This is a genomic window from Ruegeria sp. R13_0, from assembly GCF_017743995.1.
Taxonomy (GTDB): domain Bacteria; phylum Pseudomonadota; class Alphaproteobacteria; order Rhodobacterales; family Rhodobacteraceae; genus Ruegeria.
The window spans coordinates 48847-74866 of the sequence record NZ_JAGHRB010000014.1 but is presented as its reverse complement, the minus strand read 5'-3'; the positions used below and the strand labels follow the sequence as shown (position 1 = coordinate 74866).

The window sequence follows — 26020 nt, the reverse complement described above, 5'->3', positions numbered from 1 at the left end:
CTCCTTTGAATGGCGTATCCGGCGTGGTGCCGGTTTAGTTCTGGTGTTTCTTATGGTGTCGGATGACTTCCTGAATGATGAAATTCAGGAAAGCCTTGGCGAAATCGGGGTCCAGATCGGCCTCTTTCGCCAGGTCTTCTAACCGTGCAATCTGCGCAGCCTCGCGCGAGGGATCGGACGGGGGAAGGTCGTGTGCGGCCTTGAGCTTGCCAACGGCCTGCGTGTGCTTGAACCGCTCACCCAGCGTGTAGACAAGGATCGCATCCAGCCGGTCGATGCTTTCGCGATGGTCTTTCAACAGCGCGGCGGCCTGAGTCACGGGGTTGGTCATTGGCCGGTCCTCTCGGTGGTCAAATCTATCTTCGGATGGCGCCAGATCTGGGCGTGTTTGCCCAGCAGCTCAGCTCTTTCGATTTCCAGCGTCGCACCAAGCCGCTCCGCCAAAACGCGCGAGCGATCGTTGGCATGGGCGATGTACGAGATAACTCCGTTCAGCCCCTGATGACGTGCCGCATAGTCACGCGCTGCATACGCAGCTTCGAAACCCAGCCCTTTGCCTTCGGCCTCGGCCATCAGTGTCCAGCCCAGTTCGGGCTCGGCCCATCCGGGGACGTAGATCATGCCAGCCCACCCGACGAACGCACCGCCGGCTTTCTCGGTCAGATGCCACAGGCCATAGCCACGCAGCGCCCAATGTCCCAGCCGGTTCGACAATGAGCCCCAGCATTCGAAGGCATCCTTGGGTCCGCCGACCATATGGCTGCGGCTTGTCGCGAAGAATTCGGTCATCGCAGGCAGATCATCCAAATGTGGCGCGCGCAGAAGCAGGCGGTCGGTTTCGACGGTGGGGATTGTGAAGGTTGTCATGCGTAGGCCTCCATACCGCCATTGATCAGATCGCCCGGGGCAGGGTGCCGCCAGATTTCGGAACGCCCATATTTGGGGTGGTCATAGTGGTATTCGAACTGCGCGCCCAGGCGTTTGGCCACTGCCTTGCTGGCGTGGTTGTCCAGATCGATCAGCGAGATCGCCGTCTCCCATCCCAGCACATCATAGGCATGCGCCCGGGCGGCCATCGCCGCTTCGGTCGCATAGCCTTTGCCGGTGGCATGATTCATCAGTGTCCAGCCGATCTCAGGTTCGGGCCAGCCTTCGGGGAACCAAAGGCCGATGCGCCCGACATAAGCGCCGGTGTCTTTCTCGTCGACGCTCCAATACCCGTAACCGCGCACAACCCAATGCCCCAGAAGCGAGGCAAACACCCGCCACACCTCATCCCGGCGCAGCGGTCCACCGACGAATTTCGCGGCCTCGCTGGCGAAGAACGCGGTATCGGCGTCCAGATCAGCCTCAGACGGCGCGCGCATGATCAGGCGTTCGGTTTCAAGTTGGGGAATAGTAAGCAAGGTCATACCAATTCCCCGGCTTGGGCAGGCAGGTGACGATAGACCAGAGTGGTCCCATCGGCCTCAGCAATCTCACGTTCGACGGACGCGCCCAGCCGTTCGGCCAGACGTTGCGACCGCGCATTTCCCTTCACGATGAAGCTTGCGATTGTGTTCCAACCCAACTGGTCGAAGGCAAAATCACGCGCCGCGCTGGCTGCTTCGAACGCATATCCGTGGCCTTCGCCCTCTTCGGTGAAGATAAAGCCCAGCTCGGGTTCCGGGTCCTCAGGCTCGAACCCAAGAACGACGAAGCCCAGCAGTTGACCATCGGCCTGCGCTTCAACCGACCACAACCCGTGGCCGCGCAGCGACCAGATGGCGACCATCTGTGCGAAATCGTACCACGCGTCCTCACGCGACATGACGGTCAAATACCGCGCTCGCGGACTGGCAACGATCTGGGCGTAGGTGTCGAAATCCGACAATTGAGGCGCGCGTAGAATCAAGCGCTCGGTTTTGAGCGTTGGAATCGCAGCCGCCACCCGAACCGCTAGCTCAACCCCCTGAGCGTTCGGCGCAGCTTCAAACCGGAAGGTCATTGCAGGACCTCCGGTTTGGCGCATGAGCGCATGGATATACAGGGGTGAAGGCCACGTTACTTCTTCTTCCCGAACCCGCTGAGCCCCGGAGGTAGGGCCATGCCGCCACCCATTCCGGGCAAGCCGCCGCGGCCACCCATCGCCTTGGCCGCCTGTTCCAGCGCCTTGGGGTCCATGCCTGCGGCCATGTCCTCGGGCGAGGGGCCGCCTTTGCCGAACATGCCCTTCATGGCCTGTTTCAGCATCTTGCCTTTGCCCATCTTGCCCATCTTCTTCATCATGTCCGACATCTGCCGGTGCATCTTGAGCAGTTTGTTGAGGTCGCTGACCTCCATCCCCGACCCTGCGGCAATGCGCTTCTTGCGGCTGGCCTGCAGCAGCTGCGGGTTGGCGCGTTCGCGTTTGGTCATCGACTGGATCATGGCGATCTGCTGGCGCAGGATCTTGTCGTCGAGACCAGCCTGATCCATCTGCTTGGCCATCTTGCCCATGCCCGGCATCATACCCATCATGCCCTGCATGCCGCCCATCTGGATCATCTGTTCCAGCTGCATTTTTAGGTCATTCATGTTGAACTGACCTTTGACCATGCGCTTCATCATGCGCTCGGTCTGTTCCATCTCCATCGTTTCCTGGGCTTTTTCGACCAGAGCAACGATGTCGCCCATGCCCAGAATACGACCGGCGATCCGGTCCGGCTCGAAAGTTTCGAGCGCATCCATCTTTTCGCCCAGACCGACAAAGCGGATCGGCTTGCCGGTGACCGCGCGCATCGACAGCGCTGCACCACCGCGTCCGTCACCGTCCATTCGGGTCAGGACGACGCCCGAGATGCCGACCTTGGCGTCAAATTCCTCGGCCACTTCAACGGCCACCTGACCGGTCAGGCCGTCGACGACCAGCAGAGTTTCGCGCGGATCAACCGCGTTGCGGACCTGTTCCACCTCGTCCATCAGGACTTCGTCGATATGCAGACGGCCCGCGGTGTCGAGTATGTAGACGTCATAGCCGCCCAGTGTCGCCTGCTGCTTAGCGCGTTTGGCGATGTCGACCGGCGACTGGCCCGGAACGATCGGCAGCGTATCGACGCCGACCTGAGACCCCAGGACGGCCAGCTGATCCATCGCCGCCGGGCGATAGACGTCGAGCGAGGCCATCAGGACCTTCTTGCCCTCTTTCTCTTTCAGTCGTTTGGCGAGCTTACCGGTGGTGGTCGTTTTGCCCGAGCCCTGCAGGCCGACCATCAGGATCGGAGCGGGTGGGTTGTCGATCTTCAGTTTGCCGGGGTCTTCCTCGCCACGCAGGGTTTCGACCAGTGCGTCATGCACGATCTTTACGACCTGCTGACCGGGTGTGATCGACTTGGTCACCGCCTGTCCGGTCGCCTGTTCCTGCACCTTTTTGACGAACGCGCGTGCGACGGGCAGCGAGACATCGGCCTCAAGCAGGGCAACGCGAACCTCGCGCAGGGCGGTTTTGACGTCTTCCTCGGACAGCGCGCCTTGTTTGGTCAGCCGGTCAAAGACGCCAGAGAGGCGTTCGGATAGATTTTCAAACATGCCTTCGGCCTCCTATGCCGGTTTAGATGTGGCATCCCCTAAGTAGGAAACGCCGGTTAAATGCACAATTGCCCCCTCCCACTGAATTAGACGTGGGGGTAATGCCAAATGGCATTGCCCCCACGGGCGAAACTCGCTGGTGGGGGGCGATCCCTGAACGACTCAAGGGACCGGAAGGTCATACGCTTCCGGATGTTTGGATGGGGCTTTAGGCGGATTGGCTGTCAGAGTCAACCTTGTGCGCCGGAAGCCAATCATTGACCGCATCGACCAACCTCTGCGCGCCGCCTCCGCTGACATAGGCTTCGACAATCGGGTGACGGCCGGCGCTCATACCCTTTTCCAGGATTAGAACAGGGCGATGCATCTTGGACGAGGTTCCTTTGCGGCTCGAGGTGGTGGTCTCCACCTCGGCATGGGAGAGGTTCGACAGATCATGTTCCACGGTGTCATAACCAAAGATCGATTGGCGACGGATCACGATGCTGTTTGTGCGACGGTCGAGTATGACCTGCACGCGTCGCACAAAGACGCAGAAGGCGCCAAAGCCCAAACCTCCACCGACCAGTGCAAAGAAAATGCCAAAAAAGATACCCTCACCCCCTTCGGTGGCCATGAAGAGGCCTGCGCCGACGAAACAGAGGATGAAGACAACCAGCATGATGCCCATCAGCCAGGGTGTATTGGATAGGATCAATTGGTCGGGGGTGTTGCGCGTAACTTTCATGGCGGCACGCTAGCATCGAATTCTGGGGCTGTCGTGGCTTGAATTTGCCCGCGTGTTGCGCGATGAGCGCTTCAAACAGGAGGCTCTCATGGACGCATCATCCGCCTATCAAGATACATTGCCGCTCAGTTCCGATGCGTTGTTGGCGCAGTTGGATGATTGGGGGTTGGCGTATCGGCTGCATTCTCATGTGCCACTGCGCACAGTTGAGGATGCGAAGGCAGTTGAGGGCCAGTTCATGGTGCCGGGCGAGAATGCGTTGCGGTTGAAGAACCTGTACCTGCGCGACAAGAAAAAGCGCAATTATCTGGTGACGCTGGAGCAGAGCCGCGAGATTGACCTCAAAGCGCTGGGCGCTGAATTGGGGATCGGTAACCTGTCTTTCGGCTCGGCGGATCGCTTGGTGGAGAACCTCGGCATCCGTCCGGGTGCAGTCAGCCCGCTGGCGATGATCAACGGGGTGCAGAATAACGTGCGGTTCTTCATGGATGCAGCGGGGCAGCAGGCCGATGTGATCTATATGCACCCGCTGGTCAATGACCGAACCGTCGCGATGACGCAGTCCGATTTGATGGCGTTCTTCGACCGGATCGGATGCGAGGTGACCTGGCTGGCTTAGTCATTCTTCCAACGCCTGTTTCAGTGCAGCGGCGACATGGGCCGCCGACGGGTTGATGAACAAATGTCCGTCGGCTTCGAATACCGGGTCGTCCAGATGGTTGGGGAAAGCCAGTGGCAGTTCCGTACAAGCCAGAAGGATGGCCGTGCCCGGTTCTGCATGCTTGTTGCAAAAGGTGAGTAGCCGGTCATGAGCGGATTCTGACGCACCGCCGTAAAACTCGCTGTCGATCATGGCCTGCATCTCGGCGATTTCGGCTTCGGGCAGCCGATCATTCGCGGCGACGCCCTCCTGTGCCAACCTGTCGGCGTAGTTGGTCGCCTGCATGGTCACGGTTGTACCCAAAACCAGCGCCCGTGAAGCGCCTGTTGACGCGGTGACCTCGGCCGTCGCGTCGAAGATGCTGAGAATTGGCATCGACACGCCCTGCCGGATCGCATGAAGACGCGCGTGCGGAGTGTTGGAGGCGATGATTCCAAAATCACATCCCGCGTTCTCCAAGGTCAGAAGCGCCTCTCGAAACACCGCGTCGAATGCGGTCCAACTGGCCTCATCGCCGGCCATACCGCGCAAGGCCCGTGTTTTGGCTTGCGTGACGGATTCGATTGTCATCGGTGGAATGGGTAGGGGGGACTCGTGTCCGCGTTCGGCGAAATATCGCCCGGCCCCTTCGGAAATCGCGCGGTAGTAGTCCACCGTCGAGGCCCAGCCGACGCCCCCAAGAATTCCGATCTTTTTCATGACAAACGCCCAATCCGCAAGAAGCTACTGCGGCGCAGATTGGACGTTTCGATCTTCTTTGACCAGAGCCTGATCAGGCGGCCAGTTCACCAATGGCTTTGTGGGCATTTTTGACCGACGAGTCGGCGTCAATTGCCAATTGATCTGCAGCTACGATGTCAACGTCAGTGATGCCGATGAAGCCTAGAACATGTTTGGCATAGTCGGTTGCAAAGTCGATTTCAGATCCGACGGCCGTGCCACCTGATGCGATTGCCAGAACGGCGCGTTTGCCTTCCAGCAAGCCTTTGGGACCGTTTTCGGTGTAGGAGAATGTCAAACCGGCCCGGGCAACCAGATCAATCCATGCCTTGAACGCCGCCGGGACCGAGAAGTTGTAGATGGGCAGGCCGATCACGATGGTATCGGCGCGTTGCAGTTCGTTCACCAGTTCGTCGGACAGGGCCAGTTGATCGCGCTGAACAGCATCGCGTTGGTCTGCCGGAGTGAAGTTAGCGGCGATCCAGTCCTCGGTCAGCAGGGGCAGGGGGCTGGCCAGATCGCGGCGGATGATGCGTTCCGCGCCAAGATGCTGGACGACGCGATGCGACAGGTCGCGGGTTGCTGATCCGGTACGGCGGGCCGAGGCGTCGATATGCAGGATCGTTTTGGTCATGATGTCCTCATTGGGGAAATTTCGCTCTGCTCCCAATATGAGCGTTGCGCTGACGAACAAAACTCGGCTAAGTCAACATTGAGTGTTTGAAATTGCACACTATGAGGTCGTGATGGACAATTGGGACGAAGTCAGAACCGCGTATCAGGTGGCCCGTATGGGAACGGTCAGCGGCGCGGCCGAGGTTCTTGGCGTGCATCATGCAACGGTCATTCGCCATATCGACGCCATTGAGGCGCGTCTGGGCGTGAAACTGTTCCAGCGTCATGCGCGCGGTTACACCCCGACCGAGGCGGGTGAGGACCTGTTGCGCGTGGCCCAAGCCACAGAAGATCAGTTCAACCAATTGGTTGGTCGCATGAAAGGGCGCGGCGATGACGTCTCGGGTGAGCTGGTCGTGACCTCTCTGGCGTCGCTGGCCCCTCTGGTCGTGCCGACATTGACCGAGTTTCAGAAGTCACATCCGGGCCTGATCGTGCGCTATCTGACCGGAGATCGTCTGTTCCGGCTGGAATATGGTGAGGCGCATGTGGCCATTCGTGCAGGCGCCGCGCCCGATCAACCTGACAACGTGGTACAGCCCTTTGTCGCGCAGGAGGTGGGGCTCTACGCCAGCAAGGATTATATCGCGCGGCGCGGCAAACCTTCGGGTGTCGAGGATTTTGGCAACCATGCCTTTGTCGGCAATGACGATGAAAACAGCCGTGCGCCGTTCTCGCGCTGGCTGCGCGCGAACGCACCGGCCGAAGCGATGACCTTCCTCTGTTCCAACAACTTCACCTGTGGTGAAGCGGTTCTGGCCGGCGCAGGGATAGGCTTCATGGCCCGGTGGGAGGCCGCGCGCCATCCTGAACTCGAAGAGGTCATGGAGCCGCTGCAGGAATGGTCCGGCAAGCTGTGGCTGGTGACCCATGTGGACCTGCATCGCACAACCAAGGTGCAGTCTTTCCTGCAATTCCTGAAGGACCAGTCCAAGGGCTGGCTGCCATGAGCCCACAAGCGCGTGGCCATCTGGCCATGCTGGTCTTCTCGGCCCTGGTCGCGGGCAGTTTCTCGTTGGGGTCGATCATCGCCAATGAGATCGCCCCGGCGGCGCTGAATGCGGTGAGGTTCGGGATAGCAGCAGGTGTGATCGGCCTTGCTGCATTGGCCACCACCGGTTTGCCACGCAGTGCAGCGCAAGCGCCTTGGCGGTATCTTGTGCTTGGCGCGTTGTTCGCCACCTATTTCGTGCTGATGTTCTACGGGCTGCAAACCGCCCCACCGGTCAGCGCGGCTGCAGTGTTCACCTTGACGCCCGTGATCGCCGCCTTCGCTGGGTGGACGCTGTTGCGTCAGGTCACAACGCCCCGGATGGCACTGGCCTTGGTGGTCGGTGCGACAGGCGCGCTTTGGGTGATTTTTCGCGCTGATTGGCAGGCGTTCCGGGCGTTCTCGATCGGAGGGGGCGAGATCATCTATTTCTGGGGCTGTGTCGCCCATGCAATCTACACCCCGATGGTGCGCAAACTGAACCGGGGCGAGCCGGCCGTGGTGTTTACCTTCGGCACGCTCGTCGCCGGGTGCCTGTTGCTGACCGGCTTTGGCTGGCGCGATATCCTTGCAACCGACTGGGCCAACCTTCCGGGTATCGTGTGGCTGGGCCTGTTCTACCTGTCCTTCTTTGCAACAGCTGTCAGTTTCGTACTGGTGCAGTTCGCCGCTTTGCGCCTGCCCTCGGCCAAGGTGATGGCCTATACCTATCTGGTCCCAAGCTGGGTGATCTTGTGGGAGATCGCGCTGGGCAACGGCATCCCGACAGGCCTTATTCTTGGTGGGGTCGGGCTGACCATCCTCGCGCTTCTGATGCTGTTGAAGGACGAAGCGCCCGCTCCGCAAACAGCGCCGGAGTGACTCTTGTGCTTGATCCCAGCTGCGGCAGAATTCGACTATTGCACGAAAGGAACGCAAAAATGACCCGAGTTTTGGTGATTGGAACGGCCCTTTTCCTCTGTGGCTGTGCCTCGAACGGCTCTGACCAGAAAGGATCAGATCTACAGGCCAGTTGTGAGGCGCTGGTCTCGGCGGAAACTGGGGTGGCATTTGGTGATGTCCAAGCGACCTCAACCCAGTCAGAGGCAACGGGAACGGTCGTGAGCGTCTCTGTGGCGGGGGCTGAAGCACCTTGGATTTGTCGGGCCGATGTGACCGGTGTGATCACCGATGTAGAATACAGCCAAGAGGGGTAAACCGGCCCTTCTAGGGGGTTGAGCCAGATCAAGGCCTTAAATTGCGATGTCCTCTAATCTCAAACCCGGAGAGAGGAGAAATTCATGTACAATCACATAATGATCCCTGTCGACTTGCACATGCCGCCTGAGGTCCAGAAGGCAACTGCAGTCGCGACTGAAATCGCCAAATGGCAGAGCGCCAAGGTTACCCTCGTCAGCGTGACGGGTATGCAGCCTGGCGAGGCCTTGCAAACGGATGAGGCGATTGCCGAAAGCCTATCCGCGCTGGCAGACGAGATCGGCAAACTAAGTGGCACCGAGGTTGAGACGCGCAATATCCACTCTGTCGATGTGGCCGCTGAAGTGGATGGGGATCTTGCGAAAGCCGCCGAAGAGATTGGCGCAGACCTGATCGTTGTTGGCACACACGCCCCCCGGATCACAGACTACATCTTTACGAGCCACGCCGGGAAACTGGCGCAGCATTCGAAAGTGTCGGTCTTCGTGGTCAGATAGCTTCGGGGTCGTCTCCCGACGGTAGCTCGACTTCCAAAAACCGTTCGAACGCGTCCAGATTGACGGGTTCGAACTGCCCGAAGCCCTGCATCCAGACCGAGGCCGCGCGCAGGGCGTCCGGCTCCAGCTTGCACCATTTCACCCGCCCGCGTTTTTCCTGACTGATCAGCCCGGCCCGGGTCAGGATGACCAGATGTTTCGAGATCGCGGCCAGAGACATCTCGAACGGTTCGGCCACATCGGTGACGGCCATGTCATCCTCCAGCAGCATCGCAAGGATGGTGCGGCGAGTCGGATCGGCAAGGGCCGCGAATACGGTGTCGAGGTCGTTGGGCATGTGCTTAGTCCGAAATCACATTACAGCGTAGCAGGTCCCAGTCCTTTGCCACTTTCGCTGCATTCAGGGCGGTGGCGAGGCGGTCGCTCAGGATCGGCGCGTCAATGATAACTGGATCGAACCAAATGTCTGGGCCAGTCAGGACCATTTCTGAGAAAACCAAATCCCCATCGTTCACATGATCATTGCCTCGCACCATGAAGAGTTCAACCGGATCTCCTAAGGGTGTGACCCCTTTAGATGAATCTCCCTCAAAACAAGGCTTTCCATCCCCTAGCACAAGGTAGTGCCAATCTCCATCTAGCTTGGTCTTTTGATCAGGGTGCAGAAGTTCAACGGGGACAAGTCTTGATGATCCCATATCGTGGTCGCGTAAGATATTTGCAGAAGTGGATGAGACGACCAGCGCACCGCCAGCACTAAAAATATTTCGTTTGCGTCGCTTATGATGTGCCCAACGCCTAACAGCGTAAAGCTGTCTTGGAAATTCGTGATCTTCGATGGGCAAATGCTCGGTTTGCCGCTTTGTGACAGAGCTAAATGCGACTCCAATTTCATTGTCCCTCGGCGGCCTTGGCACATCCGGAAACCCTACCGGTCGATAGCCGTAAGTCGCAGAAGGATTGCGGTGCATATTGCTCAGCCAAACTACATCGCTCATTCTCTGCCCTCATGTTCTCAGGCGCTTCTTGTTTCAAAGGTGACTCCCTTGAGAGCGCAGAGGCAAATTCATTTCTTCTGTCGTTTGGCCCGAACTTGGCAGTGCTAACCAAAACCGATTTGGCGCCAACACGCTGCGTAAGCTACTTATGGGGGGACAAAGATCAACCAAAAGGTTGAATATGCGGATTCAGGTGAATTTGCCCAACCCGTCTGTGCTGCATCGGATGATGCCTATTCGTGATCATATTTTTTAGTATAAGAATCATGCCCTTATTGGGGATTTGGGTGCGACCTATACGCCGTTGACTCTGCGCCCCATGCCCCTTAGCACCCTACACAAGACTGTACGAGGGAAACGCCCGTGACCGATAACGACCAAAAGCAGCGTATGGCGCAGCTTGAGGCCAAGATCGACGCGGCGAAAAAGGCGAAACAGCCCAAACCCCGTGCAGATGCTGACGTGTCCGGGGGCGAGCTTGCCTGGAGGATGGTCATCGAAATGGTATCCGGTCTGGGGATCGGATTTGGCATCGGATACGGGCTGGACAGCCTGCTCGGGACAATCCCGATCTTTCTGGTGCTGTTCACATTGCTGGGCCTTGTCGCGGGCGTGAAGGTTATGCTCCGCAGCGCGAAAGAGGCCCAAGAGAAACAAATGGCGGCGACGGCTGCCGAGAAGGACGAGAGGGACTGAACGTGGCAACTGAGACCACCGCAGCAGAAGGCAGCAGCCTGGTATTCCACCCAATGGATCAGTTCATCGTCAAACCGCTGTTTGGCGACGGCGCTGTTGGCATGTTCACCATCACCAACGTGACACTGTGGCTGTTCTTTGCAATCGTCGCGGTTGTTCTGCTTCTGGTTCTGCCTACGTCGAAACGCGCAATCGTTCCGACGCGTATGCAGTCTGTTGCAGAGCTGACCTACGGTTTCGTCTACAAGATGCTTGAAGACATCTGCGGCAAGGAAGGCGTCAAGTTCTTCCCCTATGTCATGACCCTGTTCATGTTCATTGTCTGCGCCAACTTCCTGGGCCTGATCCCGACCTCGTTCACTACAACCTCGCATTTCGCGGTCACCATCCCGCTGGCGCTTGCTGTGTTCCTGACCGTGACCGTTTTGGGCTTCGTCAAAAACGGCGCCGCGTTCCTGGGCCTGTTCTGGGTGTCCAGCGCGCCTCTGGCCCTGCGCCCGATCCTGGCGATCATCGAGCTGATCTCGTACTTCGTGCGCCCTGTCAGCCACTCAATTCGTCTTGCCGGTAACGTCATGGCTGGCCACGCGGTTATCAAGGTTTTCGCAGGCTTCGCTGCGGTTGCCGTAATCTCGCCCGTGTCCGTTCTGGCGATCACCGCAATGTATGGTCTTGAGGTCCTGGTGGCCTTCATTCAGGCCTACGTATTCACCATTCTGACCTGTGTTTATCTGAAAGATGCGCTGCATCCGTCGCACTAAGGTCCGAACACCCAACATCGAAACTTCCAATTCGTAAGGAGATACATCATGGAAGGCGATCTCGCACACATCGGCGCAGGCCTGGCAGCAATCGGTTCCGGCGCAGCCGCAATCGGGGTGGGCAACGTAGCAGGCAACTTCTTGGCCGGCGCTCTGCGCAACCCTTCGGCGGCTGCTTCGCAGACCGCAACCCTTTTCATCGGTATCGCGTTCGCAGAAGCCCTGGGGATCTTCGCATTCCTGGTCTCGCTGCTGCTGATGTTCGCCGTATAATCTGCGGAACCTGATCCTTACGCGCAGGTGGGCCCAAGCCATAGCGGCCCACCTGTTGTAAAGACACGTTTCCGACGGAGGATATCATGGCGACTGAACCCATTACAAAAGAGGTAGCTGGCTCGTGCGTCGACTCCTATGGCTCTGCCATCGGGATGCCGCAGCTCTGCTTCGATTGGTTCCCCAACCAGATTTTCTGGCTGGTCATTACGCTGGTCGTCATCTTTCTGGTCCTGTCCCGCGTGGCTCTACCCCGCATCGCGGCAATCCTTGCTGAACGTCAGGGGACCATTACAAATGACCTGGCTGCGGCCGAAGATCTGAAGGCCAAGGCGGTCGAGGCCGAAGAGGCCTATAACAAGGCGCTGGCCGATGCCCGTTCTGAGGCACAGCGTATCGCAGCGGAAGCCCGCGCCGAAATCCAGTCGGGTCTGGATGACGCGATTGCCAAAGCGGATGCGGAAATCGCTGCAAAGGCGGCTGAATCGGAGAAGGCAATTGCCGACATCCGTGCCGGTGCGCTGGAAAGCATTCAAGTGGTTGCCAAGGATACGGCGGCTGAACTGGTGACTGCACTGGGCGGCGAGGCAGATGCCAAAGCCATCGACAGTGCCGTTGACGCGCAGATGAAAGGATAAGTGACATGCGGAACACTCTTGCCCTTATCCTGACCTTCGGCGCAGCCAGCCCCGCATTGGCGGCCAAAGGCCCGTTCTTCTCGCTGGGCAACACCGACTTTGTCGTCCTTCTGGGCTTCATCGTCTTCATCGCGGTTCTGTTCTACTTCAAGGTCCCCGGCATGATCGGTGGCGCCCTGGACAACCGTGCCGAGGGCATTAAGTCCGAACTCGACGAAGCCCGCGCCCTGCATGAAGAAGCCCGCAGCCTGCTGGCCTCGTATGAGCGTAAGCAGCGTGAAGTGCAGACGCAAGCGGACGCGATCGTTGCTGCTGCGAAAGAAGACGCAGCCCGCGCGGCCGAGCAGGCCAAGGTCGATCTGGAACAGTCCATCGCACGCCGTTTGGCTGCCGCGCAGGATCAGATCGCTTCGGCTGAGGCTTCGGCGGTTAAAGAGGTTCGCGATCAGGCGATCTCGGTTGCGGTATCTGCTGCAAACGCCGTTCTGGCGAAGCAAATGACCGCGACGCAGGCGAACAAGCTCATCGACGCGGCAATCGCCGATGTTGGCGAAAAGCTGCACTGATAAAACCTTGTACTTTTTTGGATGACCCGGAAGCACGCTTTCGGGTCATCTTCGTTTCAGAGCCCAGATTGAGAGTGCCCGAATCCTTATGAACATTCTTGGAGTTGTTCGAGATGGCGGCACGGCCCTAAGTGCGACCCTCTCGCGCATTCAGAGCCTAGGAGAGCGACTTGAAGACAGTCGTGTCATCATTGCAACCAATGATAACTCTGACGGCACTGATCAGGTTTTGGCGAGCTATGCCGCCTCCCATGAGAATGTCGAAATACTCACTCTTGAGGGCCTGGCCGCGCGCCATGATGAGAGGGTCGAGCGTATTGCGGCAGCCAGAAATGCCGTGTTGAAGCATCTGTTTGCCTGCGGAAAGCAATTTCCGTTCACGATGGTTCTCGACATGGATGGTCCGAACACGGAGTTGGATGCGGATCAGGTTTTGCGCGCGCTTTCTCGGGAAACCCCAAGGTGGGACGCCGTATTCGCAAATTCACACCCTGTTTACTATGACCTCTACGCGCTACGCCGAGAAGGTTGGTGTGCCGCTGATCCGTGGCGGGAACTCGTCAGTTTGACCCCGCCCAGAATGCTGCGCAGCGTTTGGTTTCGCCGCATGAAACGCAAAGTCATTTACTCCAGACAGTACCATATACCGTCCGACGTCCCTCTTATCGAGGTTGATAGCGCTTTCGGCGGGCTCGGGATCTACAGAACCGACGCGTTGCGGAAAGCAGAATACGCGGCGCGTGATGCTTCGGGTATGATCACATGTGAGCATGTCATGCTGCACCAGTTGCTGAGGGAACAGGGCAAGTGTCTTTTCATCGACCCCGGGCTGCTATCGGTTGCGCAGACGGAGCATACCGGACCGGGAAGTGGCCGCAGAATTCCCAAGCACTTAATACGATGAACTTTGCCTCGGACCGTGAAGAAGGGGCCTTGAGCGCGCTGGTTGCTTTGCCGGTATGAGAGTATCTAAATTTGGTTTTTGGCTGTAAGGATCTGAGACAATGGAAATCCCGAAAATAAGTTTGGTGATTCCCAATCTGAATTGCGCTGAGTTCCTGGAGCAAACGATTGTTTCGGTGATCGAACAGTCCTACCCGAATCTCGAACTCATTTTGTCCGACGGCGGCAGCACAGATGGGTCATTGGACATTGCCGAGCGATATCGGGATGCGTTTGCCCATATTATTTCGGAACCAGACACGGGTCAGGCCAATGCGGTGAACAAAGGGTTTGCCTTGGCAACTGGCGATGTCATGGGATGGATAAACTCGGACGACGTCTTGATGCCGGGTGGCCTTGCGACCGTAGGGTCGATTTTAGGTCAGCACGACTCTGTGAACTGGTTGACCGGGCGTATCACGACCATAGACGAAGCCGGCGATATCTTGCACTCACATCGCGCAAGACGCGTATCTTACCCGAGGTTTCTGGCAGGCGACTATCAATGGATTCAGCAGGAATCCACGTATTGGCGGCGAAGCCTGTGGGACAAGGCAGGGGGGCAGTTGGATGAAAGCCTCAAACTTGCCGTCGACGGAGAGTTGTGGATGCGGTTCTTGCGGTTCTCCGAATTGGTGCCCGTTGATGCCCGGATTGGTGCGTTCAGATTTCGGAAAGGGCAGCGATCCGAGGCAATGGATGGCTATCATGAAGAGTTGCTGAACGCGATTGAGAGGGAGCGCCTGAAACCCGCCCTGGACAACAGTCTGACGCGTAGCGTCTTGGGCACCCCTTTGGCTTTGCGCAGCAAGAAAGAAGCGGACAAAGAGTTTCCTGGCTTGTCGATGGCTGATCCCGCCAATTTCTCGCGGTGGCGACTTTGGGCGTTGAAAGCCGCAAGCGGGTGGCGGTCGGCTTAATGCACGCTGGATAGCCACCAGTCGTTATGTTAGATCGCAAAACAGTGCTCGCGGCTGCGTTGAATTTCGGGAATTTGTTTCGTGTTTGTCTGAATGGTTTCCATGCGGTGCCATCCAAGAACGCGGAACGAGAAATCCGGTCACGCCGCCTAAAATATTGCCCCATCTAGAGGACTTCAAAAGAAATGCCGAATTCACCGCTGACCGGGCAAGAAGGAAAGCTCCTGTTTGAAGCAAAGGTAATTGGTCGCCATCCAGCCCGATACTTCCTCGACGAAAGCTGTGGATACATCTGGGTCGATAGTCCGACCTGGTTGGACGAAGCCTATAGCGACGCAATCGCGCTGACAGATACTGGAATTGTCATGCGCAACCTCGGAAATATTGAGACTATTTCAATGACCATGTGGGCGAATGGTCTGCAAAACAAAAAGGGCGTGGACATCGGCGGCGGTTACGGGCTTCTTGTGCGTGGGTTGCGCGATATTGGCGTGGATTTCTACTGGTCCGACCCTTACGCGGAAAACCTGCTTGCACGTGGTTTCGAAGCCGAAGCGGGGGCGTCGTACCAGGTTGCCACCGCCTTTGAAGTGCTAGAGCATTTGCCAAATCCGTTGTCCCACCTTGAAGCTGCCCGTTCGGATTTCGGCTTTGATACGGTCTTCTTCTCTGCAACCTGTTTCGATCCCAAAAACATCCCCGGTCTGGACTGGTGGTATTGGGCATTTGAAACCGGTCAACACATCAGTTTCTTCTCGGAAAATTGCCTGGACTTCATGGCGCAGAAACTGGGAATGAAGAAGGTCCACATTCGCGGTGAGATCTATGCATTCACAACCTTGGATGAACTAAACTGGCCCCGCAGTTGGAAGCGACGCAAGCTGGAGAAGCAAATCAAGGAATGCAGTTTGACCCAGCAGGACTATGAGGCAATGAAACGACGTGTCAAAGGGATGCAAAGCCAAAGCTAAGCAATCACGATCGGCTTGTTTCGTTCATGAGGCGCTGCTGCGCAATAGTCTCGTTCCGCTCCGCCTTTTGCTGATCCTTCATACAGCGCTCGACGAAATCCAAATGCAGTTCCACCGCCAAACGCGCCTCGGCAGGATTGCGCGCTTGTAAGGCGGCGTTGATCGCCCGGTGCTGGTCGAGGATGGCTTCGCGGGTTGCGCGTTGCTGGAACATCATCTGTCGGTTGTAGAACACGCCCTGACGTAGCAGGTCATACATTGACCTCATCATATGCAGCATGATCACATTGTGGCTGGCCTCGATGATGGCCATGTGAAAGTCCGCGTCCAGTTGCGCCTCATCTTGGGTGGCGCCGCGGTCATGGGCTGCCTCCATCCGGTCAAAGATCGCCTGAACGACCTTCAGGTCACTGGTCGACCCCAAACGCGCGGCACGCTCGGCGGCCAGCCCCTCTAGGTCGCGGCGGAAAGAGAGGTAGTCGAACACCGCCTCTTCATGGCTGCCAAACAATCGGATCAGCGCTGGTGAAAAGGCAGATCCCAGCACCTCGGCCACATAGATTCCCGATCCGGCTTTTGCGGTCAGCAGGCCCTGCTCCTGCAATTCGGCGATGGCGTCGCGCAGGGACGGGCGCGAGACACCCATCCGTTCGGCCAGTTCTCGTTCTGACGGCAATCTCTCGCCGGGGCGTAGGATGCCACGCAGGATCAGCAGCTCAATTTGCCGAACCACAGCAATCGATAGCTTCTCGGTCTGAATTTTCTGAAAGGGCATAGGGTCGTCCGAAATTGGTCAAAACATATGACCACAGGGCGCGTGCGGGTTCAAGAACAGGGCTTCACATCGTATGAAACATTGGGTCAGTATTGTTGACTTTATTTAGTGTCCGCATAGGCTGCGCGCATTGAGATCGGAGGAGCCCAATGACTACACATCCGCTATTCGCCACTCGGACACAGAACATGAAGGCATCCGAGATCAGGGAGCTGCTGAAACTCCTCGATCAGCCGGATATCATCTCATTCGCCGGTGGTATCCCCGATCCTGCCCTGTTTCCGGCGGACGCGTTTGCGCAGGCTTTTCAGACGGCCCTTGGTCCGGGCCGGCAGGCCCAAGCGCTGCAGTATTCTGTGAGCGAAGGATATGCTCCGCTGCGCGAATGGTTGGTCGACCATATGGCATCAATCGGGGTCGCGTGTGACATGGACAACATCCTGATCACTTCAGGCTCACAGCAAGCGCTGGACTATTTGGGCAAGCTGTTTCTGTCTCCTGGCGATACCGCTCTGGTCGGGTGGCCGACCTATCTGGGGGCAATCTCTGCGTTCAATGCCTATGAGCCTCTTTTCGACCGACTCAGCATTCCCGGCAATCAGGGGGCCGAGGAATACCGAAAAGCCGCAGGCGCGGGACGGGTCAAATTCGCGTATCTCTCGCCTGACTTTTCCAATCCCACAGGTGAAACTGTCGATTTGCGTGGGCGCGAGGCGCTGCTGGATTTGGCCGAGGATCTGGACTGCGCGACAATCGAAGACGGGGCCTATCAGGCGCTGCGCTATGACGGTGCGCCGATCCCTCCGATTCTGGCGCTGGAGCAAGCGCGGAAGGGGTCGATTGAGGCCTGTCGGACGATCTATTGCGGCAGTTTCTCGAAAACCCTGTCGCCGGGGTTGCGGGTTGGTTGGGTTGTGGCGGCCAAACCTATCATCTCGCAGCTTGTTCTGATGAAACAGGCGGCGGATCTGCATTCGGCCACGATCAACCAGATGGCCGTGCATCAGGTGGCGCAGGCCTGTTTCGAAAGCCATATCCCGAAGGTCCGACAAACCTATCGCGCGCGTCGCGATGCCATGCTGACGGCGTTGCAGGCGCATATGCCCGAGGGCGTCTCCTGGACCAAACCCGAAGGTGGGATGTTCGTGTGGCTGACGCTTCCCGCCGGGACCAGTGGAGCTGCGCTTTTGGCCCGAGCTCTGGACACGGTCAAAGTGGCCTTTGTGCCCGGTCAGGCGTTTTTCCCGGATGGCAGTGGTGAAAACACCCTTCGACTGAGTTTCTCAAACTCTGACGAGGACACCATCCGCGAGGGCATTCTGCGCCTTGGGCAGGTGCTGCGTGCTGGCGGTCAGTAAGGCTTCGTTAACCATATCGCCGTTAGAACGGCAGCATGATGCGCTTACTTCCTATCCTGCTGCTGGCTGCCTGTTCGGGTGGCTCGCCTCATTTCCGCGATATGCCTGCAACGCGGATCGCGGTGAATGGCAGTGTCTTTGACGTGCGTGTGCGTGGCCCTCTGGCCGAGGCGGTGCGGGTGAACTCTCAATACGCGCCGCGGCTGGGGCCGGTTCGCGACCGGGCAGCGCTGGCCATGGCGCAGGTCTCGGGCTGTCCGTTGATGGACGTGCTGGGGGATGCGGCGGTGACGGTGGGCGTGTTGGGCTGTGATAAGGAACTTGGGGAAAAGCTGATCTTTGGCGCGCTGCTGCTGCGGTCCTATGAATGCGTCAACTATGGCTATTCCGGCAGTTCCGGCTATCAGGTCTTCGAGTGTACACCCTACTAGCGCGCGCCGCATTGCGCGTGAAACTGCCAAGATGTTGTGGATAACTCGGGTCCATCGCCCATATCCTGCGCATATCCGTTGACTCGGCCCCAATCCGTTGCGCAGACTTCCCTGTATTAGGAATCATGGGACAGGCGGCCTTTGCGCTTTAGCAAACTCAAACTGACTGGCTTCAAAAGCTTTGTTGATCCGACCGATCTGATCATTGCGGACGGGTTGACCGGTGTGGTGGGTCCCAATGGCTGCGGCAAATCCAACCTTCTTGAAGCTCTGCGCTGGGTGATGGGCGAAAACCGTCCCAAATCCATGCGTGGCGGCGCGATGGAGGATGTGATATTCGCCGGTGCAGCCACGCGGCCCGCGCGCAATTTTGCCGAAGTGGTCCTGACCATGGACAACTCGGAACGTCTGGCGCCTTCGGGCTTCAATGACAGCGATCAGTTGGAGATCATTCGACGCATCACTCGCGATGTCGGCAGCGCCTACAAGACCAACGGCAAGGACGTGCGCGCCCGCGATGTGCAGATGCTGTTTGCCGATGCCTCGACCGGGGCGCACTCGCCGGCATTGGTGGGTCAGAACCGCATTGCCGAGCTGATCAACGCCAAGCCCCGCGCCCGACGCCGCATTCTGGAAGAGGCTGCCGGGATCTCGGGCCTCTACCAGCGGCGGCATGAGGCCGAGTTGAAGCTGAAAGGCACCGAGGCCAACCTGACCCGTGTCGATGACGTACTGGAACAGTTGGGTGGCCAGCTTGCGCAATTGGCGCGTCAGGCCCGTCAGGCGGCCCGCTACCGCGAGATTGGGGAACAGTTGCGGCAGGCCGAGGGGATGCTGCTCTATCGGCGCTGGAAAGAAGCCGATATCGCCCGCCAGGTTGCTGAAGACAAGCTGCGCGACCGGATCACCGAAGCTTCACGCGCCGAGGCCGCTGCCCGCGAAGCCGCCGCCAAACGCGCTAAGATCGAGGAATCCTTGCCGCCCCTGCGCGAGGAAGAGGCCATCGCCGCCGCCGTCCTGCAACGCCAGCAAGTGCAGCGCGATCAGCTCTCGGATCAGGAAACCCGCGCGCGCCAGACCATTGAAACGCTGACCAACCGCATTCAGCAACTCGGCAACGATATCGAACGCGAAACTGGCCTGAACCGCGATGCAGGCGAAATGATCGAGCGCTTGGAATGGGAAGCCCGCGAGCTGATCAAGGCTGCGGAAGGTCATGATGAGAAGGTCGCCGAAGCAGCTGAGGTGGCTCGCGAAGCGGCTTCGATCCTGCAGGAACGCGAAGACCACCTGTCTCAACAGACTGAGGATATGGCCCGCCTGGTCGCACGCCACCAGTCGGCGCAGCGCTTGGTTGAGGACAGCCGCAAGACCTTGGCCCGCTCTGAGGGCGAAGAAGAGAAAGCGCGGGTGGCGGTGGACGAAGCAAAGTCTGCCCTGACGCGCGCGGATGACGCTTTTGAGGCGGCGCAAGAGGGTGAAGAAGAGGCCCGCGAAGCTGCCGAAGCGGCCGAAGAAGCGCTGGCTGCCGCTGATGAGATGCGGACCGAGACGCAGGCGCGCGAGGCTGAGGCAAGGGCCCAACGGTCCGAGGCTGAGGGTGAGTTGGGGGCCATCCGGGCTGAAACCACCGCGTTGGCCAAGCTGGTCGAACGAGACACTGCCGAAGGCGGGCAGGTGCTGGACCTGTTGCGCGTCGCACCGGGCTTTGAAAAGGCGCTGGGGGCGGCTTTGGCTGATGACCTGCGCGCGCCGTTGGTTGAGGGCGACGGACCATCAGGTTGGGTTCAGGTCGCGGGGTATGACGCCGACCAGCCTCTGCCAGAAGGGGCCGAACCTTTGGCGCTGCATGTCTCGGGGCCGGATCGCCTCAGCCGCCGGATCGCGCAGATCGGCTTGGTGGATGGAGAGCTTGGCGCGCGGTTGCAGACGTCCTTGAAACCGGGTCAGCGGCTGGTGTCGCGATCCGGTGATCTGTGGCGCTGGGACGGGTTCCGCGCCTGGGCCGAAGATGCCCCAAGCGCTGCCGCCTTGCGGTTGGAGCAGCTGAACAAGCTGGAGGCCCTAAAGCAGGAACTCGCCCGCACCGAGGCGCAGGCCGAAGGGGCCCGCGCTGCGCATGAAGCCCTGTCGCAGCAATTGGCCGATGTTACCGAAGCCGACCGCCGCGCGCGTGAGGCTCGCCGCGCTGCCGATCAGCGCATGGCCGAAACTGCCCGCGCCTTGTCGCGCGCCGAAGCGGATCGCAATCTGGCGCAGGGCAAGCTGGAAACTCTGACCCTGTCTGTGGATCGCCACAAGGACGACGCCATGTCCGCCCGCGCGCAACTGCGTGAGGCCGAAGCCGCGCTGGCCGAACTGGGTGACCTGGACAGTGCCCGCGCGCAGGTCGAAGACATCAAGCAAACGGTCGAAGCCGCGCGCATCACCATGCTGACCCACCGCTCGACCCATGATGAGTTGCGCCGCGAAGGTGAGGCTCGGACACGTCGCAGCCAGGAGGTGACAAAAGACCTCAGCGGGTGGAAGCACCGGTTGGAGACCGCCGAAAAGCGGATTTCCGAACTGGCTGACCGCAAGGAGGGGTCCGAGGAGGAACTCTCCGAGGCCATGGCCGCGCCCGCCGAGATCGCCGAGGCACGGGAAGAGCTGAACGAGATGATCGAAGCCGCAGAAGCCCGCCGGGCTGAGGCCGCCGATAAGCTTGCCGAGGCCGAAACCCAGCAGCGAGACGTGGTTCTGGCCGAGCGAGACGCGGAACGCTTGGCCTCAGAAGCGCGCGAAACCCGTGCGGCCGCCGAGGCGCGCTGCGATGCGGCCAAGGAAGGCGTCGCGGCAGCGGCGGAACGGATTGCCGAAGATCAGCAGCTGACCCCGAACCAATTGCTGAACCAGTTGGACGTGAACCCGGATCAGATGCCTGCCGCCGATGCGCTCGAGGCAGAGGTCAACCGCCACAAACGCCAGCGCGACGCGATGGGCGCGGTGAACCTGCGGGCCGAAGAAGACAGCAAGGAAGTGCAGGAAGAGTTCGACACTCTGAACGGCGAAAAGGCTGATCTGGAAGAGGCAATCAAGGCTCTGCGCAGCGGCATTGCCAGCCTCAACCGCGAAGGGCGTGAGCGTCTGCTGACCGCGTTTGAACAGGTGAATTCGAACTTCGCCATGCTGTTCAAGCACCTGTTTGGCGGTGGTGAGGCCAATCTGGTCATGGTCGAAAGCGATGACCCGCTGGATGCGGGGCTTGAGATCATGTGCCAGCCGCCGGGCAAGAAGCTCTCGACCCTCAGCCTATTGTCGGGCGGTGAGCAGACTCTGACCGCGACCGCGCTGATCTTTGGCGTTTTCCTCGCCAATCCGGCCCCGATCTGCGTGCTGGACGAGGTCGACGCGCCGCTGGACGATGCCAACGTTACCCGGTTCTGCGACCTGCTGGACGAGATGTGCCGCCAGACCGACACGCGGTTCCTGATCATCACCCACCACGCCGTAACCATGGCACGGATGGATCGGCTGTTCGGCGTCACCATGCAGGAGCAGGGCGTCAGCCAGCTGGTCTCGGTTGATCTGAAAAAAGCCGAGCAGATGGTCGCCTGACCCCCTCACCGCAACGTTATGCCTGTTTCACGACGCTTCGGGCTAGGGTGGCGGCATGATACGTTTTCTGTTGCTCGCCCTGCTATCCGCCAGCCCGCTTTCTGCCGCCGAATGGGCCGTAAAGCCCGGAGACGTGCCTTTAACCTCTGAAGAGCTGAACGGCTTGGCGGGCCGGACTTTGACCTTCTTTGACGACGGTCAGTCCAAATACTCAGCCGGAGGAGCCTATTCCTACACCTACGCCAGCGGAGAATCCGCCTTTGGCACCTATTCCATTGCAGAGGATGGCAGCGTTTGTATCGCCTATCGCAACGGGTTCAGCCGGTGCGATCTCTATGTGCGAAGTGGTGAGCGGCTGATCCTGATAGATGAAAAGGGCAACCGCTATCCCGTGCGGCCCGAGTGATGTTTGGCATTGTGCTGCGGCGCTGGTCTTGCGTAACTGTTCTGAGACCGGCGGAATAGCTGGCCGGATAGTCGCCTCGTAAAGGAATTGATCAGTGACCCAGGACATCGACGCACGGCTGGCCCGCGGAAAGAAGCTCGGATCGCATGGCCGTCAGCAAGCGGAGGGTGTGCTGGTCATTCGCACCATTGCCATGCCTTCGGACACCAACCCGGCTGGTGATATCTTTGGCGGCTGGTTGATGTCGCAGATGGATCTGGCGGCGGGCAATATGGCCGGGCGCGTGGCGCAGGGGCGGGCGGCGACCGTCTCGGTCGAGGCGATGCAGTTTTTGCAGCCTGTCAAGGTTGGGGATGAAGTGACCCTCTATGCGACGCTGGTTCACGTCGGGCGCACCTCCATGCGTGTGCACGTGGATGTCTGGGCGCGCCCTCGGCAATCTCAGAATGGGCAAAAGGTCACGGATGCCGAGTTTGTCTTCGTCGCGTTGGACGAAAATGGCGCGCCACGCCCCGTATTCAAAGATGACTAAGGCAGGCTGAGCCTTACAGCCTGTTCAACAACTCCGCCGTCGGCCAAGCATCTGCAGGTAGGCCCAATCGTTTCTGCTCGGCCTGCACTGCCGCTCGGGTACCAGCCCCTAAAATCCCGTCGATTTTGCCCACGTCATAGTCACGCGCCTGCAGTTTGCTCTGCAATTGCTTCATCTGTGCGCCGTTCAGGCCCGCGGCCGGATTGCCCGCGTCATAGATCTGCGCGCCTTCCAGCCTTGTGCCGAAATAGGCGGCGGTCAGGACATAGGTAAAGCTTTGGTTCCATTCGAAATAGACGTCGAAATTCGGATAGGCCAGAAAGGCCGGCCCTTTGTGCCCCTGCGGCAGGATCAGCGAGGCAGGCAGGTTGGCCAGCGAGCCGCTACGGGCCTGCACACCCATCGCCTGCCAGTCAGAGACGGAACGCGGTTTGCCCGGCCCAGACAGAGACCAATCCATTTGCGCGGGCACCGTGACCTCTTGCAGCCAGGGTTGGCCCGGTTGCCAACCCAGATGGGATAGCATCTTACCCCCCGACATCAGCGCATCCGGGGCCGAGGTTTTTAGCGAGACCTTGCCGTCTCCATCCCCATCCACGCCGTTTTCCAGTATGTCGCGGGGCAGCATCTGAACCATGCCGATTTCTCCGGCCCAGGCGCCAGTCGTGCGGGCGGGGTCGAAATTGCCCTGACTGTACAGCTCCAGCGCGGCGAAGATTTGAGGCCGGAACAACTCGGGGCGGCGGCAGTCGTGGGCCAGCGTGACCAGTGCGTTGCGGGTGTTGAAATCGCCTTGAACCGCGCCGTAGTCGGTCTCAAAGGCCCAGAAGGCCAGCAGGACCCCGCGCGAGACACCATATTCGCGCTCGATCCGGTCGAAGACCGCGTCGTATTTCTGCGACATGGCCTTGCCTCGGTCGATCCGGTTTTGTGAGATCAAGCGGCGCGAAAAGTCGATGAACGGTTTTTGGAACACGCCCTGCGCGCGGTCGGCTCTCAGAACCGCATTGTCCTGCTGGACGCCCTTGAAGAAGGCGTCGACAGTCGGTTTGTCGAACCCCTGCTGGACGGCCTCGGCCTTCAGCCCTTTGACGAAGGAATTGAACCCTCCGCCACATTGCGCAAAGGCGGGCGAGGCGAACAGGGCGGCGGCGAAAAGGCCGGACAGAAAGCGCATGAGGCGTCCTTTAGAAGATCACGTTGATCCCAACCCACACTGAGACGAGGCCAAGCGCAAGCCCCCAGACACGCCAGAGCATGTCGCATGCGCGGAAAACCTCTGCCGCGCCGATCTGACGGCGCGCATCGCCATTGACCCAGGCCAGGTCGCGCAATTGTCCGTCATAGCTACGCGGCCCGGCCAGTGCGACGTCGAGCGCGCGGGCCACGGCGGCCTCGGGCCAGCCTGCATTGGGCGAGATATGGCGGTGGGCGTCCTGCAGGATATCGTTCCAACGTGCCCATTGACCTGACAGCGCCACGATCATCATGCAGGTCAGGCGCGCAGGGATCAGGTTCAGCAGATCGTCGAACCGGGCCGAGGCCCAGCCAAAATCGCGGTGTTTCTCGGTGCGGTAGCCGATCATGCTGTCAGCGGTATTCACTGCCTTGTAGACCAACAGCCCTGGTAGACCCGCCACCAGAAACCAGAAAGCGGGCGCGATAACGCCGTCGCTGAGGTTCTCTGCCGCGCTTTCGATCGCGGACCGGGCGACCTGTTCCTCGGTCATGTCGCGTGTGTCGCGCGAGACGATCATGGCCACCTGCGCGCGCCCGTCCGCAAGCGAGGCGTGTAGCCCTTCGCCGACGGCGCGGACATGGGTCACAAGCGACTTCTGCGCCAACAGGATCGCACAGACCAGAATCTCGATCACTCCGCCCAGCTGTGCCAGTACCCAGCCGACACCAAGGGCTGTCACGACCAGCAGGATCAGCGTGCAGACGCCTTTGGCGCGCCGCCCCGCCCCGTGGTTCAGCCGATTGTCCAGCCATCCAATGGCGTTGCCGATTACCACCGCAGGGTGCCGGATGCGGGACCAGAGCCAGTCCGGCTCACCCAACGCCGCGTCCAGACACATGGCGCAGACCAACAGAAAGGGGATGCTCACAGCGCGGCCTCCAGCCGATCCCATCCATGTGTGGGAGGCAAGCCGAGGCGCAGATAGCGTTGGGAGTAGGGGAAAATGCGGCTCCAGATATATGCCTGTGCCAATCGGTCTTGCCAGAGGGCCGCATCATCGACCTCGTAAAGGCGGAACAGGCTTGTGCCTCCGACCAGCCGCGCGCGTTTATCAGTAACCATGGCGTCCAGTCGGGTGGTCTCGGCCTCCAGACGCACGCGGGTCTCGCGCGCCCAATCCGTGTCCTGCAGGGCTTGTGTTCCGACCCGCAGCGCAGGGCCCGAGACAGCCCACGGGCCGGTCAGGTCGTTCAGTCTGGCAATCAGGTCCGGCGCGCCGATGGCAAAGCCCAGACGCATCCCGGCCAGCCCCCAGAACTTGCCAAAACTTTTCAGCACGATCACGCCGGGCTGTCCGGCCAGATGGATCAGTGAGGCACAGGGCATCACGTCGCAAAAGCTCTCGTCAATGATGGTCAAAGGCGCGGTGGCGTCGCTGACCTGCCACACCCGGCCATCCGGATTGTTCGGGTGTACAATCACGCGCGCATCAGCAGGGCCGGTTTCCTGCACCGACCAGCCTTGAGCCTGAAAGGCGGCGGCATGTTCGTTGTAGGTGGGCATCGTGATCTGCACCCGGCCTTGCGCTGCCAGTGCGGGAATGCGCGCGATCAGAGCCGAAGCTCCGGGCGCGGGCAGGATTGCCGCCTCAGCCGGGACATTCCAGAATTGGCGAGCCGCAGTGCTGAGCCGCTCGAACGCCCCATGATCGGGCAGTTCGGTCCAATCCGAGGGGTGCAGCCCTGCGATCGGGTAGGGATGCGGATTGATGCCGGTGGACAGGTCGATCCAATCGCTGCGTGCGCCGCCATATTGCGCGATGGCCCCATCCAGACCGCCACCATGGTCGCGTTTCGCACGAGGATTCAATTCGCTATCGTTCATCCCACCGCATATCCCAAATGACGTATTCGCCCCGCTTCAAGCGGATTTTCGCCGTTTTGACAAGCAAATCCGCGTGAT

The 26020-nt window shown here is 59.6% G+C and carries 32 protein-coding genes; 18 read left to right on the top strand and 14 right to left on the bottom strand.

Going from position 1 to position 26020, the window contains the following annotated elements; translation table 11 throughout:
- Positions 1–34: 34 nt before the first annotated feature.
- The 6 genes from J7394_RS17930 to J7394_RS17905 all read right to left on the bottom strand — a co-directional run bounded on the left by J7394_RS17930 (position 35) and on the right by J7394_RS17905 (position 4273).
- A complete protein-coding gene (locus tag J7394_RS17930) occupies positions 35–331 on the bottom strand; it encodes a chorismate mutase (RefSeq protein WP_039541590.1) in 297 nt (98 codons plus the stop codon).
- Positions 328–867 carry a GNAT family N-acetyltransferase gene (locus J7394_RS17925; RefSeq protein WP_209255097.1) on the bottom strand — a complete coding sequence of 180 codons (540 nt, stop codon included), beginning with the start codon at positions 865–867 and terminating at the stop codon, positions 328–330. The genes J7394_RS17930 and J7394_RS17925 overlap by 4 nt, the downstream gene beginning before the upstream one ends.
- On the bottom strand, positions 864–1412 hold the full coding sequence (locus J7394_RS17920; RefSeq protein WP_209255096.1) for a GNAT family N-acetyltransferase: 549 nt from the start codon (positions 1410–1412) through the stop codon (positions 864–866). Before J7394_RS17920 ends, J7394_RS17925 begins: the two co-directional genes overlap by 4 nt.
- Entirely contained in the window at positions 1409–1987 is a 579-nt protein-coding gene (locus tag J7394_RS17915; RefSeq protein WP_209255094.1) for a GNAT family N-acetyltransferase, read from the bottom strand. The genes J7394_RS17920 and J7394_RS17915 overlap by 4 nt, the downstream gene beginning before the upstream one ends.
- Positions 1988–2043: 56 nt before the next feature.
- Positions 2044–3546, bottom strand: coding sequence for a signal recognition particle protein (ffh, locus tag J7394_RS17910; protein WP_209255092.1), 1503 nt, complete (start codon positions 3544–3546; stop codon positions 2044–2046).
- Positions 3547–3754: 208 nt separating this feature from the next.
- Complete coding sequence (locus J7394_RS17905; RefSeq protein ID WP_209255090.1) at positions 3755–4273, bottom strand: hypothetical protein; 519 nt, start codon at positions 4271–4273, stop codon at positions 3755–3757.
- 88 nt (positions 4274–4361) lie between these two features.
- Between J7394_RS17905 and J7394_RS17900 the strand changes: the two genes are divergently transcribed.
- Positions 4362–4892, top strand: a complete 531-nt coding sequence (locus tag J7394_RS17900) for a prolyl-tRNA synthetase associated domain-containing protein (RefSeq protein ID WP_209255088.1) — start codon at positions 4362–4364, stop codon at positions 4890–4892.
- Here J7394_RS17900 and J7394_RS17895 read toward each other — a convergent pair whose 3' ends face one another.
- Together J7394_RS17895 and J7394_RS17890 are read right to left on the bottom strand one after the other, a co-directional pair.
- Entirely contained in the window at positions 4893–5633 is a 741-nt protein-coding gene (locus tag J7394_RS17895; RefSeq protein ID WP_209255086.1) for an aspartate/glutamate racemase family protein, read from the bottom strand.
- Between the two features lie 73 nt (positions 5634–5706).
- Positions 5707–6288, bottom strand: coding sequence for an FMN-dependent NADH-azoreductase (locus J7394_RS17890; RefSeq protein WP_209255077.1), 582 nt, complete (start codon positions 6286–6288; stop codon positions 5707–5709).
- Between the two features lie 112 nt (positions 6289–6400).
- Here J7394_RS17890 and J7394_RS17885 point away from each other — a divergent pair, with 112 nt between their 5' ends.
- The 4 genes from J7394_RS17885 (at position 6401) to J7394_RS17870 (ending at position 9014) form a co-directional block, all read left to right on the top strand.
- On the top strand, positions 6401–7279 hold the full coding sequence (locus J7394_RS17885; RefSeq protein WP_209255183.1) for a LysR family transcriptional regulator: 879 nt from the start codon (positions 6401–6403) through the stop codon (positions 7277–7279).
- Positions 7276–8181, top strand: coding sequence for a DMT family transporter (locus tag J7394_RS17880; protein ID WP_209255067.1), 906 nt, complete (start codon positions 7276–7278; stop codon positions 8179–8181). Before J7394_RS17885 ends, J7394_RS17880 begins: the two co-directional genes overlap by 4 nt.
- 59 nt (positions 8182–8240) lie before the next feature.
- Positions 8241–8516: a hypothetical protein gene (locus J7394_RS17875; RefSeq protein WP_209255065.1), complete on the top strand. Its 276-nt coding sequence runs from the start codon at positions 8241–8243 to the stop codon at positions 8514–8516.
- An 84-nt stretch (positions 8517–8600) separates the two neighbouring features.
- Entirely contained in the window at positions 8601–9014 is a 414-nt protein-coding gene (locus J7394_RS17870; protein ID WP_209255063.1) for a universal stress protein, read from the top strand.
- Here the strand turns inward: J7394_RS17870 and J7394_RS17865 are convergent.
- Positions 9007–9351, bottom strand: a complete 345-nt coding sequence (locus tag J7394_RS17865) for a metalloregulator ArsR/SmtB family transcription factor (RefSeq protein WP_209255061.1) — start codon at positions 9349–9351, stop codon at positions 9007–9009. The two genes, J7394_RS17870 and J7394_RS17865, sit on opposite strands and share 8 nt — an antisense overlap.
- Positions 9352–9355: 4 nt before the next feature.
- Entirely contained in the window at positions 9356–10012 is a 657-nt protein-coding gene (locus tag J7394_RS17860) for a hypothetical protein (protein WP_209255059.1), read from the bottom strand.
- Between the two features lie 363 nt (positions 10013–10375).
- Between J7394_RS17860 and J7394_RS17855 the strand changes: the two genes are divergently transcribed.
- The 8 genes from J7394_RS17855 (at position 10376) to J7394_RS17820 (ending at position 15779) form a co-directional block, all read left to right on the top strand.
- The gene (locus tag J7394_RS17855; RefSeq protein ID WP_209255058.1) at positions 10376–10708 is read left to right on the top strand and encodes an AtpZ/AtpI family protein; all 333 of its coding nucleotides are present in this window, start codon (positions 10376–10378) and stop codon (positions 10706–10708) included.
- A 2-nt stretch (positions 10709–10710) separates the two neighbouring features.
- Positions 10711–11469, top strand: a complete 759-nt coding sequence (locus J7394_RS17850; protein WP_170641464.1) for a F0F1 ATP synthase subunit A — start codon at positions 10711–10713, stop codon at positions 11467–11469.
- A 48-nt stretch (positions 11470–11517) separates the two neighbouring features.
- The gene (locus J7394_RS17845; protein WP_005981269.1) at positions 11518–11742 is read left to right on the top strand and encodes a F0F1 ATP synthase subunit C; all 225 of its coding nucleotides are present in this window, start codon (positions 11518–11520) and stop codon (positions 11740–11742) included.
- Between the two features lie 86 nt (positions 11743–11828).
- A complete protein-coding gene (locus J7394_RS17840; protein ID WP_170494159.1) occupies positions 11829–12380 on the top strand; it encodes a F0F1 ATP synthase subunit B' in 552 nt (183 codons plus the stop codon).
- A 5-nt stretch (positions 12381–12385) separates the two neighbouring features.
- On the top strand, positions 12386–12946 hold the full coding sequence (locus tag J7394_RS17835) for a F0F1 ATP synthase subunit B (protein ID WP_209255056.1): 561 nt from the start codon (positions 12386–12388) through the stop codon (positions 12944–12946).
- A gap of 88 nt (positions 12947–13034) precedes the next feature.
- Positions 13035–13850: a hypothetical protein gene (locus J7394_RS17830; RefSeq protein ID WP_209255054.1), complete on the top strand. Its 816-nt coding sequence runs from the start codon at positions 13035–13037 to the stop codon at positions 13848–13850.
- Between the two features lie 100 nt (positions 13851–13950).
- The gene (locus J7394_RS17825) at positions 13951–14808 is read left to right on the top strand and encodes a glycosyltransferase family 2 protein (protein ID WP_209255052.1); all 858 of its coding nucleotides are present in this window, start codon (positions 13951–13953) and stop codon (positions 14806–14808) included.
- Positions 14809–14993: 185 nt separating this feature from the next.
- Positions 14994–15779: a class I SAM-dependent methyltransferase gene (locus J7394_RS17820; RefSeq protein WP_209255050.1), complete on the top strand. Its 786-nt coding sequence runs from the start codon at positions 14994–14996 to the stop codon at positions 15777–15779.
- A 4-nt stretch (positions 15780–15783) separates the two neighbouring features.
- Here J7394_RS17820 and J7394_RS17815 read toward each other — a convergent pair whose 3' ends face one another.
- Positions 15784–16554: a FadR/GntR family transcriptional regulator gene (locus J7394_RS17815; RefSeq protein WP_209255049.1), complete on the bottom strand. Its 771-nt coding sequence runs from the start codon at positions 16552–16554 to the stop codon at positions 15784–15786.
- 149 nt (positions 16555–16703) lie between these two features.
- Between J7394_RS17815 and J7394_RS17810 the strand changes: the two genes are divergently transcribed.
- The 5 genes from J7394_RS17810 to J7394_RS17790 all read left to right on the top strand — a co-directional run bounded on the left by J7394_RS17810 (position 16704) and on the right by J7394_RS17790 (position 22878).
- Complete coding sequence (locus J7394_RS17810; protein WP_209255048.1) at positions 16704–17912, top strand: PLP-dependent aminotransferase family protein; 1209 nt, start codon at positions 16704–16706, stop codon at positions 17910–17912.
- 35 nt (positions 17913–17947) lie between these two features.
- On the top strand, positions 17948–18343 hold the full coding sequence (locus J7394_RS17805; RefSeq protein WP_209255047.1) for a hypothetical protein: 396 nt from the start codon (positions 17948–17950) through the stop codon (positions 18341–18343).
- 141 nt (positions 18344–18484) lie between these two features.
- The gene (locus J7394_RS17800) at positions 18485–21940 is read left to right on the top strand and encodes an AAA family ATPase (protein WP_209255046.1); all 3456 of its coding nucleotides are present in this window, start codon (positions 18485–18487) and stop codon (positions 21938–21940) included.
- Between the two features lie 55 nt (positions 21941–21995).
- Positions 21996–22346, top strand: coding sequence for a hypothetical protein (locus J7394_RS17795; RefSeq protein ID WP_209255045.1), 351 nt, complete (start codon positions 21996–21998; stop codon positions 22344–22346).
- Positions 22347–22539: 193 nt separating this feature from the next.
- Complete coding sequence (locus tag J7394_RS17790; RefSeq protein ID WP_170463236.1) at positions 22540–22878, top strand: acyl-CoA thioesterase; 339 nt, start codon at positions 22540–22542, stop codon at positions 22876–22878.
- A gap of 13 nt (positions 22879–22891) precedes the next feature.
- Here J7394_RS17790 and J7394_RS17785 read toward each other — a convergent pair whose 3' ends face one another.
- The 3 genes from J7394_RS17785 to cobD are packed head-to-tail and all read right to left on the bottom strand — an operon-like array spanning position 22892 to position 25942.
- On the bottom strand, positions 22892–24055 hold the full coding sequence (locus tag J7394_RS17785; RefSeq protein WP_209255044.1) for a lytic murein transglycosylase: 1164 nt from the start codon (positions 24053–24055) through the stop codon (positions 22892–22894).
- A gap of 10 nt (positions 24056–24065) precedes the next feature.
- Positions 24066–24986, bottom strand: coding sequence for an adenosylcobinamide-phosphate synthase CbiB (cbiB, locus tag J7394_RS17780; RefSeq protein ID WP_209255043.1), 921 nt, complete (start codon positions 24984–24986; stop codon positions 24066–24068).
- On the bottom strand, positions 24983–25942 hold the full coding sequence (gene cobD / locus J7394_RS17775; RefSeq protein WP_209255041.1) for a threonine-phosphate decarboxylase CobD: 960 nt from the start codon (positions 25940–25942) through the stop codon (positions 24983–24985). Before cobD ends, cbiB begins: the two co-directional genes overlap by 4 nt.
- Positions 25943–26020 lie beyond the last annotated feature (78 nt).

Bases quoted from the DNA above. Each gene is read 5' to 3' on its own strand.
- J7394_RS17845 (WP_005981269.1), top strand. From the start codon at position 11,518: ATGGAAGGCGATCTCGCACACATCGGCGCAGGCCTGGCAGCAATCGGT.
- J7394_RS17915 (WP_209255094.1), bottom strand. From the start codon at position 1,987: ATGACCTTCCGGTTTGAAGCTGCGCCGAACGCTCAGGGGGTTGAGCTA.
- J7394_RS17875 (WP_209255065.1), top strand. From the start codon at position 8,241: ATGACCCGAGTTTTGGTGATTGGAACGGCCCTTTTCCTCTGTGGCTGT.
- J7394_RS17860 (WP_209255059.1), bottom strand. From the start codon at position 10,012: ATGAGCGATGTAGTTTGGCTGAGCAATATGCACCGCAATCCTTCTGCG.
- J7394_RS17835 (WP_209255056.1), top strand. From the start codon at position 12,386: ATGCGGAACACTCTTGCCCTTATCCTGACCTTCGGCGCAGCCAGCCCC.
- J7394_RS17900 (WP_209255088.1), top strand. From the start codon at position 4,362: ATGGACGCATCATCCGCCTATCAAGATACATTGCCGCTCAGTTCCGAT.
- J7394_RS17830 (WP_209255054.1), top strand. From the start codon at position 13,035: ATGAACATTCTTGGAGTTGTTCGAGATGGCGGCACGGCCCTAAGTGCG.
- J7394_RS17840 (WP_170494159.1), top strand. From the start codon at position 11,829: ATGGCGACTGAACCCATTACAAAAGAGGTAGCTGGCTCGTGCGTCGAC.
- J7394_RS17885 (WP_209255183.1), top strand. From the start codon at position 6,401: ATGGACAATTGGGACGAAGTCAGAACCGCGTATCAGGTGGCCCGTATG.
- cobD (WP_209255041.1), bottom strand. From the start codon at position 25,942: ATGAACGATAGCGAATTGAATCCTCGTGCGAAACGCGACCATGGTGGC.
- J7394_RS17870 (WP_209255063.1), top strand. From the start codon at position 8,601: ATGTACAATCACATAATGATCCCTGTCGACTTGCACATGCCGCCTGAG.
- J7394_RS17790 (WP_170463236.1), top strand. From the start codon at position 22,540: ATGCCTTCGGACACCAACCCGGCTGGTGATATCTTTGGCGGCTGGTTG.
- J7394_RS17795 (WP_209255045.1), top strand. From the start codon at position 21,996: ATGATACGTTTTCTGTTGCTCGCCCTGCTATCCGCCAGCCCGCTTTCT.
- J7394_RS17905 (WP_209255090.1), bottom strand. From the start codon at position 4,273: ATGAAAGTTACGCGCAACACCCCCGACCAATTGATCCTATCCAATACA.
- J7394_RS17805 (WP_209255047.1), top strand. From the start codon at position 17,948: ATGATGCGCTTACTTCCTATCCTGCTGCTGGCTGCCTGTTCGGGTGGC.
- J7394_RS17785 (WP_209255044.1), bottom strand. From the start codon at position 24,055: ATGCGCTTTCTGTCCGGCCTTTTCGCCGCCGCCCTGTTCGCCTCGCCC.
- J7394_RS17925 (WP_209255097.1), bottom strand. From the start codon at position 867: ATGACAACCTTCACAATCCCCACCGTCGAAACCGACCGCCTGCTTCTG.
- J7394_RS17930 (WP_039541590.1), bottom strand. From the start codon at position 331: ATGACCAACCCCGTGACTCAGGCCGCCGCGCTGTTGAAAGACCATCGC.
- J7394_RS17880 (WP_209255067.1), top strand. From the start codon at position 7,276: ATGAGCCCACAAGCGCGTGGCCATCTGGCCATGCTGGTCTTCTCGGCC.
- J7394_RS17920 (WP_209255096.1), bottom strand. From the start codon at position 1,412: ATGACCTTGCTTACTATTCCCCAACTTGAAACCGAACGCCTGATCATG.
- J7394_RS17815 (WP_209255049.1), bottom strand. From the start codon at position 16,554: ATGCCCTTTCAGAAAATTCAGACCGAGAAGCTATCGATTGCTGTGGTT.
- J7394_RS17895 (WP_209255086.1), bottom strand. From the start codon at position 5,633: ATGAAAAAGATCGGAATTCTTGGGGGCGTCGGCTGGGCCTCGACGGTG.
- ffh (WP_209255092.1), bottom strand. From the start codon at position 3,546: ATGTTTGAAAATCTATCCGAACGCCTCTCTGGCGTCTTTGACCGGCTG.
- J7394_RS17810 (WP_209255048.1), top strand. From the start codon at position 16,704: ATGACTACACATCCGCTATTCGCCACTCGGACACAGAACATGAAGGCA.
- J7394_RS17865 (WP_209255061.1), bottom strand. From the start codon at position 9,351: ATGCCCAACGACCTCGACACCGTATTCGCGGCCCTTGCCGATCCGACT.
- J7394_RS17820 (WP_209255050.1), top strand. From the start codon at position 14,994: ATGCCGAATTCACCGCTGACCGGGCAAGAAGGAAAGCTCCTGTTTGAA.
- J7394_RS17825 (WP_209255052.1), top strand. From the start codon at position 13,951: ATGGAAATCCCGAAAATAAGTTTGGTGATTCCCAATCTGAATTGCGCT.
- J7394_RS17890 (WP_209255077.1), bottom strand. From the start codon at position 6,288: ATGACCAAAACGATCCTGCATATCGACGCCTCGGCCCGCCGTACCGGA.